The organism is Acidocella sp. (assembly GCF_052326845.1).
In the GTDB taxonomy this organism is placed as follows: Bacteria; Pseudomonadota; Alphaproteobacteria; order Acetobacterales; family Acetobacteraceae; genus Acidocella.
Genome location: NZ_JBKQJR010000057.1, coordinates 1 through 10,435 on the forward strand (window position 1 = coordinate 1; position 10,435 = coordinate 10,435).

Here is a 10,435-nt window from a genome sequence, read left to right on the forward strand (position 1 = left end):
GATCGTTCAAACCCAATCGGGCCAACTACACCTAGATCAGCACTCGCGTTTTTCCACGGCCTCGGTCGAAACCCGAAATTCAAACTGAGGCACCACCAAAAAAGGCCTGGGCTGCCCCCGGCCTTACGCGTCAATCACCCAGGCCGCCCATCGTGCCCGCCATGGCCGCCTGCAGGATGCGCAGCATGTCGGCCTTGTCCGCCTTGCGCGGATTGTCCGGGGTGTTGGGGTCGGCCATCGCCTCGGCGGCGAGGTCTTCCAGCGCGTCCGGCGTCACCTTCAGCGCCTCCAGCGTGTGCGGAATGTTCAGCGCCTCGCGCAGTTCCAGCACCCAGTTCAGGAAGCCGTCGAACCCGTTCTCGATGCCAAGAGCCTGCGCCGCATAGGCGATCTTCGGCTCGATGCACGGGCGGTTGAAGGCCAGCACATAGGGCATCAGCACGGCGTTGGTCAGGCCGTGATGCGCATGGAAGCGCGCGCCGATGGGGTGCGAGAGCGAGTGGATCGCGCCCAGCGCCTTCTGGAACGCGGTGGCGCCCATGGAGGCGGCGGCGAGCATGTTCATGCGCGCCGCGGTATTGCGCGGCTCGTTCACGGCGGTGATGAGGTTTTCCTTCACCAGCCGCATGCCCTCGATGGCGATGCCATCCGCGATCGGGTGGTAGAACGGGCCGTAAAACGCCTCCAGCGAATGGGCCAGCGCGTCCATGCCGGTCCAGGCGGTGATGAACGGCGGAAGCCCGTAGGTCAGCTCGGGGTCAAGCACCACCAGGCGCGGTAGCATCTGCGCGTGCAGCAGGATATATTTGCGGCGCTTCGCGGGGTCGATGACCACGCTGGCGCGCCCCACCTCGGAGCCAGTGCCCGCGGTGGTGGGCACGGCGAAGATCGGCGGGATCGGGCTGTCCAGCGCCGGGGTCGGCAGGGTGATCTCGAAATCCCAGAGCGGGCGGGAGGTGGAGACGGCGAGTGCGACGGACTTGCCGCAATCCAGCCCCGAGCCGCCGCCGATGGCGACCACGGCCTGCGCCCCATGCGCCTTGTACGCTGCTGCCCCAGCGGCCACGTCCTCGGCCAGCGGGTCGGGGTGCACGTCCTTGAACACCGCCGTGGCGATGCCGGCCTTCTCGAACGACTCAACGATGCCGGCGAAGAAGGGAAGGCCGGCCACGCCGGGATCGGTGACGATCAGCACACGGCTGATGCCGGCATCGCGCACGCGGCCGGGCAGCTCGGCAATGCGCCCGGCGCCAGCCAGAATCTCCGTAGGGATTCGCCAATTACCGCGTAGTTCCATGGTAGATTACATCCTCTCAAAAGACCGGAAGCGTTCCCAGTCGGTCACGGCCGCGTTGAACGCGTCCAATTCCACTTTCGCCATGTTAGTATAATGCTTCACCACGTCAGTGCCGAACACCGCGTGGGTGAGTTCGCTCTCCGCGAACAGCTTCGCCGCGTCGGCGAGCGTGCGGGGCACGCGCGGCAGGTCGGCGGTGTAGGCGTTGCCGGTGAACAGCGGCACCGGGGCGTAGTCGCCCTCGATGCCGGCGAGGCCCGCGGCGATCATCGCGGCCAGCACCAGATACGGGTTCACGTCGCCGCCCGGCAGGCGGTTCTCCACGCGGATGGACTTGCCATGGCCGAGCACCCTGAACGCACAGGTGCGGTTGTCCATGCCCCATGCCAGCGCCGTGGGGGCGAAGCTGCCCAGAGCGAAGCGCTTGTAGGAGTTGATGTTGGGCGCGAAGAACAGCGCGATCTCCGGCGCGTGGCGCAGCAGCCCGGCCATGAACTGCTTGAAGAATTTCGACGGCGAATGGCCGTCGGCGTCCAGGAACAAGGGCTCGCCCGCCTCGTTGCGCAGGCTGAGATGCGTGTGGCAGGAATTGCCCTCGCGCTCGTTGAACTTGGCCATGAAGGTGATGGCCACGCCCTCCTGTGCAGCGATCTCCTTGGCCGCCTCTTTATATATGACGTGGTCGTCGCAGGTGGTGAGCGCCGGGCCGTAGCGGAAATTGATCTCGTGCTGGCCGAGATTGCACTCGCCCTTGGAGTTCTCCACCTGGATTCCGGCCGCCTCCATGGCGTTGCGGATACGGCGGATGACCGGCTCCACCCGCGCGGTGCCGAGGATCGAGTAGTCGTTATTATACTGGTTGGCCGGGGTAAGGCCCCGATACGCCTTGTTCCACGCATCCTCGTAGGTGTTGCGGAACATGATGAATTCCAGCTCGGTCGCGGCCCAGGCGGTCAGGCCATGGCCCTTCAGCCGGTCGAGCTGTTTCTTCAGCATTGTGCGCGGCGAGACATCGGCCGGCTTGTGGTCCTTCAGCTCGATATCGCACAGGATGATCGCAGCCCCCGGCTGCCAAGGGGCCAGGCGCAGGGTGGAGAGGTCCGGCGCGAAGATGAAGTCGCCATACCCCTTTTCCCAGGAGGTGAGCTCATAGCCCGGCACCGGGGTGCATTCGATATCGGTCGCGAGCAGGTAGGAACACCCCTCGGCGGCCTCGGAGGTGACGGACTCGAAGAAGAATTTTGGCATCACCCGCTTGCCCTGCAGGCGGCCCTGCATGTCGCAGGCGGCAACGATGACCGTGTCGATCTCGCCGCGTTCGGCCATTCCCTTGAGTTCGGGCAATGTCAGATGGGGGGTTGCGGCCATGGTTTGGCTCCCAGGTTGTTTTGTCGATTATAGTCACAATTTCTCGCGCCCAGGAATGCGGAAGGTCAAGTTTCTCTTGGCGAAAGAAAATTCCCCGTATAGGTTTCGTTTATAAAATCAATCACAACGACAAGGGGCTGATAATGACGGACCGGAGTGAAAAAGAGATACTGGCGGCGGATGCCGCGACACTGCACAAAATGGGATACGCGCAAGAACTTTCCCGGCGCATGCATGCCTTCTCCAATTTCGCCGTGGCGTTCTCCATTATCTGCATCCTTGCCGGCGGGATCACCTCCTTCCAGGTCGGTTACTCCACGGGCGGCGCCTTCACGGCCATCATCGGCTGGATCGTCGGCGGTCTTTTCGCTCTGACAGTCGGCGCCTGCATGGCGCAGATCGCCTCGGCCTATCCCACGGCCGGCGGGCTGTATCACTGGTCCTCCATTCTGGGCGGGCGCGGCTGGGGCTGGGCCACGGCCTGGTTCAACCTGGCTGGACTGATCTTCGTGATCTCCTCGGTGGACGTTGGTGTCTACAATCTGTTCAATGGTTTGATTCTTAATAATATTTTTGGCATCAACACCTCCGCCTGGGCAAATTACTGGCCGGTGGTCTCAGGTGGCTGGCCGCAGGTGCTGGCCGTGGTGCTCATCGCCGGGGCGCAGGGTCTGCTCAACCATTTCGGCATCCGCTTTACGACGAAGCTGATCGATTTCTCGGGCTATCTCATTTTTGTCGTCGCCGTGCTGCTCACCGGCACCATGCTCTACGCCACCCCGCACTGGGATTTCTCGCGCCTCATCGCCTTCCATAATTTCTCCGGCGCGCCGGGCGGCAGCGTGGTGCCGCATAGCGACTCCCGTTTCTACCTGTTCCTGCTCTGCATGCTCTATCCGCTCTACACCATGACCGGGTATGACGGCTCGGCTCATACCTCGGAAGAGACGGTCAACGCCCGCATCAACGTACCCAAGGGGATCATGAACTCGATCTTCTGGTCCCTGGTGTTCGGCCTCGTCATGGCGGCCTCCTTTATCATCGCAATGCCCGACCCGATCAAGAACGCGGGCGATGGCTCCAACATCATCTTCAACCTGATGGCCGGCCTCGCCGTGCCCACGGTGTGGAAGGATTTGCTCTACATCGGCATCGTGGTGGCCAATTTCCTCTGCGCCTTGGCCGGTGTCACTTCCACCTCGCGCATGGTCTACGCCTTCGCGCGTGACGGCGGACTGCCAGGCAGCAAATGGCTCAAGCAGGTGGACCGCAAGCACCGTTCGCCGGTGTACGCCATCTGGGCGGTTGTCGTGGTGTCCATCGGCTCGACTCTCTACTCGCCGGCCTTTGCGGCGCTGGCGGCTGGCTGCGCGATGTTCCTCTACATCTCCTACGCCATGCCGATCCTGGCCGGGCTGTTCGCGGAGGGGCGTAGCTGGACCGAGTTCGGGCCGTTCCGGCTGGGTGTGTTTTCCAAGCCGCTGGCGTTGATCTCCGTCCTTGGCGGCGTGCTGATCATCTATATCGGCACCCGCCCGCCCAACGACATCCTCGACAGTTATTTCATCGGCCTGCTGGTGCTGATCGCGGTGATCTGGTTCGGCGTTGCCCGGACCCGGTTCCCTGGGCCCCCGATCAACGCGGGCGAAATCGCTGCCCGCGCCGCCGAGATCATGGCCGAGGAAGCCGCGCTCAAAGGCGCCGTGGACTAAACTTCCCGCTTGGCGGTAACGAAAGGCCCCGGAGCGATCCGGGGCCTTTTTGCTGGCGGCATCTTTGGCGGCTATAGGGGGGCAGTGCCAGTTGCTGAAGGAAACACCATGACCGCTCCCGCCGCTTCGCCCGCTGCTGTCGTCACCGCCGGTGGGGTGAGCTTCGGCAACCACCTGCCGATCTCGCTGATCGCCGGGCCCTGCCAGATCGAGAGCGCCGCGCATGCCTTCGAATGCGCCAGCGCGCTCAAGGAGATCTGCGCGCGCCTTGGTATCGGCCTGGTGTTCAAGAGCTCCTTCGACAAGGCGAACCGCACCAGCATCTCCGGCGCGCGCGGCGTGGGGCTGGATGCCTCGCTGCGGATCTTCGCCGACATCAAGAACCGCCTGGGCCTGCCGGTACTGACCGACGTGCATGAGCGCGAGCAATGCGCTCCGGTGGCCGAGGTGGTGGACATTCTGCAAATCCCGGCCTTCCTTTGCCGGCAGACGGATCTGCTGATCGCCGCGGCGCAGACCGGCGCGGTGGTGAATGTGAAGAAGGGGCAGTTCCTGGCCCCGTGGGATATGAAGAACGTGCTGGCCAAGGTCACGCAGTCGGGCAATCCGCGCGTGATGGCCACCGAGCGCGGCACCAGCTTCGGCTACAATACCCTGGTCTCGGATTTCCGCGCCTTGCCGATCATGGCCGGGTTTGGCGCCCCGGTGATCTTCGATGCGACCCATTCCGTGCAGCAGCCGGGCGGGCTGGGCGGCGCCTCGGGCGGGCAGCGCGAATTTGTGCCCGTACTGGCCCGCGCCGCCGTGGCGGTGGGCGTGGCGGGGCTGTTCATCGAGACGCACCCGGACCCGGACAACGCGCCCTCGGACGGGCCGAATATGATCGCGCTCAAGGATTTCGAGGCGCTGGTGCGCGGCCTGATGGCGTTCGACAAGGTGGCGAAGGCGCAGGCCTAAATTGAGGCTGGCGGGGCCGGTCCTCCGGCCCCGGATAGGTTAGTGGCAGGTGGCCAGTCCGCGCGGGAGCGCGGGGCGCTGTACGGCTGTTTCCCGCGCCGGGTCTGCAAGTTGGAGGGTGGCGAATTGGTGAAGCAGGCCGCCTTTGCGCTCTTGGTCCTGCGTCTCGGGGTTAATGGCATCAGACCTATGAAAGCGCGGCACGGCCCAGAGCGTAAACCCGTGAAAGGTTTTCGTGGTCATGGTCCAACCTCTAAAGTTGTGGTCGGGTACTTACCCGGAAACTCCTTCACTTCCTAGTGAAAAGCCGTTCCAAAATGGTTAAAATTCAGTGATGTGCGGCAAATTTTCGAGTGCATTGCAGCAATATGAAAGATTGGAGAAATTTATTTCTGCATTAGCTTGGTACAACTAACGTTCATTTTTTGGCGCCTGCCCGCGGCCCAGAGCCCGGCCGGGTTAGCGGTTCTGACAACTTGAGGGTGAAGCTGCGTTGTCAGGGCAGGTAGCCGAAGCGGCGCATGAAGCCACCCAGCCGCTGCTCGACATGGCTAGCCGCCTCGGGCGGCAGCAGGCGCCGCCAGCGCCCGTTCTCGCCGCTGCGCCCGGCATGGTGCAGGTGCCATTGCGTGTCGCGGTCCACTACGTCGCCGGTGGCGGGGTTGTGCCAGGCGGTGGGCAAGTCCTTCAGCCGGGCAATTTTTGCTTCGATCGCCGCGCGGCGCGACTGCGCGAACAGCTCCTCCCGCGCCTGCGCGCCCAGTCCGCCGCCAAGCCGTGTGGCCAGCGTGTCGAAAACCTCCGGCGTCTCGGTGAAGCCATCCTCATAGCGCAGCAGGGCGGTGCGCGGGTCGTCGGCATATTGCGCGCAGAACCGCGCCGAATCCTCCACCCAGCGCAGCGCCTGCGGGAAGTTCTGCCCCATATGCTGCATCAGCGAGGTTACGGCGTTGCGCGGGTCACGGAGTGAAAGCACGATGACCTCGGCCTGCGCCGCCAGCCTCTGCGCCGCCGTCCGGCCCAGATGATGCGTCTTCACCACCGCCAGCCCGGCGGGCAGGCGGCCCAGCCGGTCCGTGGCATCTACATAATGGCCGGTCACCCGCGCCTGCGGGTGGAGGCGCTGCGTGACCTCCCTGGTAACATTGAACAGCCAGGTGGAGCCGCTGGCGTACATGCCCAGGCACCACACCACGCGCGGCGCCGGGTGTTTAAACATATGGGCAGTCTAGCAGCCTGCTGCTATGAGGCCAGCCCATGACCGAATTTCCACAAGTCGCCTCGATGACCGGTTTTGCCCGCACCCAGGGCGAACTCAACGGTACCGCCTGGATCTGGGAGCTGCGCAGCGTGAACGGGCGCGGGCTGGACGTGAAGCTGCGCCTGCCTTCCGGGCTGGAGGCGCTGGAGTTTCCGCTGCGCGACCTTGCGGCCAAGCGGCTGAAGCGCGGCAATGTCTCCGGCACGCTGACGCTGAAGCGCGAGCAGGCCGCCGCCATCGTGCCGGACATGGCAGCGCTGGAGCGGATCAAGGATTTGGCCGTCGAGCTGGCGGACAACATCCCCGGCGCGCTGCCGCCGCGGGCCGAGTTGCTGCTGGCCCTGCCGGGCGTGATGCGCAGCACCGGGGCGCAGGAGGAGAGCGAGGAGGAGCGCGTCGCCTTGCATGACGCGGTGCGCGAGGGCTTCGTGCAGGCGCTGGAGGGGCTGGCCGAATCCCGCTCCGCCGAGGGACGGAAGCTGGCGGATATCGTCGGCGTGAATTTGCGCGAGATCGCGCTGCTGCACGAGGCCGCGGGGCTGGAAGCCGCCAAGCAGCCGGAGCTGCACCGCGCCCGGCTGGCCGCGCAGCTGGCCGAGCTGATCGGCGGCACACCGAATCTGCCGGAAGAGCGCATCGCCCAGGAAATCGCTCTGCTGGCCACGAAGTCGGACGTGCGCGAGGAGCTGGACCGTCTGGCCGCGCATATCGAGGCCGCGCGCGCCCTGCTGAAAGAGGGCGTGGCCGTGGGCCGCAAGCTGGACTTCCTGATGCAGGAATTCAACCGCGAGGCCAACACGCTGTGCAGCAAGTCTACCTCCGTACCGCTCACCAATATCGGCCTCGCGCTGAAAGCCGCCATCGAGCAGCTGCGCGAGCAGGTGCAGAACATTGAGTAGGCGCGGCCTGTGCCTGGTGCTGGCCGCCCCCTCCGGCGCCGGCAAGACCACGCTTTCGCGCCTGCTGCTGGAGCAGGATGACGCGCTATCGCTCTCGGTGAGCGTGACCACCCGCGCCCGCCGCCCGGGCGAGAAGGAGGGCAAGCATTATTATTTCATCTCCCAGGAGCGGTTCGATGAAATGGTCGAGGCGAACGAACTGCTGGAATATGCGCGTGTGTTCGGGCGTTCCTACGGCACGCCCCGCGCCCCGGTGGAGGCGGCGCTGAACGCGGGCCAGGATGTGATGTTCGACATCGACTGGCAGGGGTTTCACCAGCTGCGCGCCTCAATGGGCGGCGATGTGGTGGGCGTGTTCATCAACCCGCCCTCGCTGGATGTGCTGCGCCATCGCCTCGTCAAGCGTGGCGACACGCTGGAGCAGGTGGAGGCCCGCATGGAGCACGCCGAGGCCGAAATCTCCCATGCCGGGGAGTTCGACTATATCGTGGAGAACCACGACCTGGACATAGCCCTGGCCGATCTGCGCGCCATCCTGCGCGCCTGCCGGCTGGAGACCAAGCGACAACTCTAGCCCGGCGTGGCGTGGACGGGGCAGATTTGTAAATGCCCCGCCGGCATGCTATAAAACTGCTGATATGAAGTATAATTTTGCTAGACTTTCCAACGCCTTGCAAGGCGCCGCGCCGGTAAATTCCCGGCGTATGGCGAATCTCTGACCTGACATGACTGACATCACCGAAGAGCCCGGCGCGGAGCCCATGCTGCCGCGCGGCCAGGAGCCTGTTTCCATCGAGATGGAGATGCGTAAATCCTACCTGGATTACGCCATGTCCGTCATCGTCAGCCGTGCCTTGCCGGATGCGCGGGACGGGCTGAAGCCGGTGCACCGGCGCATCCTCTACGCGATGAATGAGGCCGGCAACACGCCGGACAAGCCCTATCGCAAATCCGCGCGCATGACCGGTGACGTGATGGGTGCCTACCATCCGCATGGCGACAGCGCGATCTATCTCGCCGCCGTGCGCATGGCGCAGGATTTCTCGATGCGCCTGCCGCTGATCGATGGGCAGGGCAATTTCGGCTCCATCGACGGCGATATGCCCGCCGCCATGCGTTATACCGAGATGCGCCTGGCGCCCTCGGCCATGCTGCTGCTCGCCGATATCGACAAGGACACGGTCGATTTCCAGCCGAACTACGACGAGAGCGAGCAGGAGCCGCGCGTCCTCCCGGCCGCCTTCCCGAATCTGCTGATCAACGGCTCCAATGGCATCGCCGTCGGCATGGCCACGAATATTCCGCCGCATAACCCGACGGAAATCCTGGACGCCGTGCTGGCCATGATCGCCGAGCCGGACATCACGCTCGAAGAGCTGATGAAGATCGTGCCCGGCCCGGACTTCCCGACCTCCGGCATCATACTGGGGCGTTCGGGTATCCGCTCCGCGTTTGAGACGGGGCGCGGCTCCATCATCCTGCGCGCCCGCGCCACCATCGAGGAAATCCGCAAGGACCGCGACGCCATCGTGGTCACGGAGATCCCGTATCAGGTCAACAAATCCACGCTGCTGGAGCGCATCGCCGAGCTGGTGCGCGCCAAGGAGATCGAGGGCATCGCCGATCTGCGCGACGAGTCCGACCGCGAGGGCATGCGCATTGTCATCGAGCTGAAGCGCGACGCCACGGGCGAGGTGGTGCTGAACCAGCTCTACCGGATGACCAATTTGCAGAGCAGCTTTGGCATCAACATGCTGGCGCTGGACAAGGGCAAGCCCCGGCAGATGGGGCTTAAGGAACTGCTTGGCCTGTTCATCGAGTTTCGCGAGGAGGTGATCCTCCGCCGCGCCCGGTTCGACCTGAACAAGGCCCGCGACCGCGCGCATCTGCTGATCGGCCTCGGTATCGCCGTCGCGAATATTGATGAAGTCATCAAGATCATTCGCAGCAGCCCGGATTCCAACACTGCCCGCGCCGCGCTGATGGCGCGCGACTGGCCGGTGGAAAACGTGCTGCCGCTGCTGGCGCTCGTCGACGATGCTGGCAACGCCGTGTCCGAGCACAACACCATCCATCTTACGGATGCACAGGCGCGCGGCATTCTGGAGCTGCGCCTCGCGCGCCTCACCGGGCTGGAGCGCGACAAGATCCAGGCCGAGCTGGCGGAAGTTGCCGAGAAGATCAAGGAATATCTCGCCATCATCGTCTCGCGCATCCGCCGCCTGGAGGTGATGCGCGACGAGATCCTGGCCGCGCGCGAGAAGATTGCGTCTCCGCGCAAATCCAGCATCGAGGATGTCGACGCCGATCTCGACGATGAAAGCCTGATCGAGCCGGGGCAGATGGTCATCACCCTCACGCGCGACGGCTTCATCAAGCGCACGCCGCTCGATGTTTTCCGCGCCCAGAACCGTGGCGGGCGCGGGCGTTCGGCCGCGTCCACGCGCGGGGATGATATCGTCACCCGCAGCTTCAATGCGCATACGCACCAGTTCGTGCTGTTCTTCTCCTCGGGCGGCAAGGTCTTCCGCGAGAAGGTCTGGCGCCTGCCGGAAGGCGGAGCCACGGGCAAGGGCAGGGCGCTCATCAACCTGCTGCCTGAGTTGGGCACCGACCAGATCACCACCGTGCTGCCGCTGCCGCAGGATGAAACGCTGTGGGAGAATTTGCACCTGGTGTTCGCCACTTCCAGCGGCAATGTCCGCCGCAACCGGCTGGCGGATTTCAAGAATGTCCGCGCCTCCGGTCTGATCGCGATGAAGCTGGACGAGGGCGACCACCTCATCGGCGTGGCCACCTGCCGCGATGGCGACGACGTGTTCCTGGCGACCAAGCTCGGCCGCTGCATCCGCTTCCAGATCACCGACGACAATCTGCGCGTGTTCTCCGGGCGCGATTCCACTGGCGTGCGCGGCATCAGGCTCGGCGCGGGGGATGAGGT

General features: G+C 64.6%; 8 protein-coding genes. 5 read left to right on the top strand and 3 right to left on the bottom strand.

Annotated elements, in window-relative coordinates:
* Positions 1-130: 130 nt before the first annotated feature.
* Entirely contained in the window at positions 131-1,297 is a 1,167-nt protein-coding gene (locus ACLPJJ_RS03735) for an iron-containing alcohol dehydrogenase (protein ID WP_443589576.1), read from the bottom strand.
* Positions 1,298-1,303: 6 nt separating this feature from the next.
* Entirely contained in the window at positions 1,304-2,665 is a 1,362-nt protein-coding gene (locus ACLPJJ_RS03740) for a glutamine synthetase family protein (protein ID WP_443589578.1), read from the bottom strand.
* A gap of 143 nt (positions 2,666-2,808) precedes the next feature.
* On the opposite strand from ACLPJJ_RS03740, the gene ACLPJJ_RS03745 reads away from it, so the two are divergent.
* Positions 2,809-4,377, top strand: coding sequence for an amino acid permease (locus tag ACLPJJ_RS03745; RefSeq protein ID WP_443589580.1), 1,569 nt, complete (start codon positions 2,809-2,811; stop codon positions 4,375-4,377).
* Positions 4,378-4,485: 108 nt separating this feature from the next.
* Positions 4,486-5,334 carry a 3-deoxy-8-phosphooctulonate synthase gene (gene kdsA, locus ACLPJJ_RS03750; protein WP_443589582.1) on the top strand — a complete coding sequence of 283 codons (849 nt, stop codon included), beginning with the start codon at positions 4,486-4,488 and terminating at the stop codon, positions 5,332-5,334.
* A gap of 496 nt (positions 5,335-5,830) precedes the next feature.
* Here the strand turns inward: kdsA and ACLPJJ_RS03755 are convergent, their stop codons facing one another.
* A complete protein-coding gene (locus tag ACLPJJ_RS03755) occupies positions 5,831-6,553 on the bottom strand; it encodes a hypothetical protein (RefSeq protein WP_443589583.1) in 723 nt (240 codons plus the stop codon).
* A gap of 38 nt (positions 6,554-6,591) precedes the next feature.
* Here ACLPJJ_RS03755 and ACLPJJ_RS03760 point away from each other — a divergent pair, with 38 nt between their 5' ends.
* The 3 genes from ACLPJJ_RS03760 to gyrA form a co-directional block, all read left to right on the top strand.
* Positions 6,592-7,494, top strand: coding sequence for a YicC/YloC family endoribonuclease (locus ACLPJJ_RS03760; protein WP_443589584.1), 903 nt, complete (start codon positions 6,592-6,594; stop codon positions 7,492-7,494).
* Positions 7,487-8,068: a guanylate kinase gene (gene gmk, locus ACLPJJ_RS03765; RefSeq protein WP_443589586.1), complete on the top strand. Its 582-nt coding sequence runs from the start codon at positions 7,487-7,489 to the stop codon at positions 8,066-8,068. Before ACLPJJ_RS03760 ends, gmk begins: the two co-directional genes overlap by 8 nt.
* A gap of 151 nt (positions 8,069-8,219) precedes the next feature.
* Positions 8,220-10,435 (top strand): DNA gyrase subunit A (gyrA, locus tag ACLPJJ_RS03770; RefSeq protein ID WP_443589588.1); only part of this gene is annotated, 2,216 nt, incomplete at its 3' end.

Excerpts from the sequence above, each read along its gene's own strand:
- ACLPJJ_RS03755 (WP_443589583.1), bottom strand. The coding sequence starts at position 6,553 with ATGTTTAAACACCCGGCGCCGCGCGTGGTGTGGTGCCTGGGCATGTAC.
- ACLPJJ_RS03760 (WP_443589584.1), top strand. The coding sequence starts at position 6,592 with ATGACCGAATTTCCACAAGTCGCCTCGATGACCGGTTTTGCCCGCACC.
- kdsA (WP_443589582.1), top strand. The coding sequence starts at position 4,486 with ATGACCGCTCCCGCCGCTTCGCCCGCTGCTGTCGTCACCGCCGGTGGG.
- ACLPJJ_RS03745 (WP_443589580.1), top strand. The coding sequence starts at position 2,809 with ATGACGGACCGGAGTGAAAAAGAGATACTGGCGGCGGATGCCGCGACA.
- ACLPJJ_RS03740 (WP_443589578.1), bottom strand. The coding sequence starts at position 2,665 with ATGGCCGCAACCCCCCATCTGACATTGCCCGAACTCAAGGGAATGGCC.
- ACLPJJ_RS03735 (WP_443589576.1), bottom strand. The coding sequence starts at position 1,297 with ATGGAACTACGCGGTAATTGGCGAATCCCTACGGAGATTCTGGCTGGC.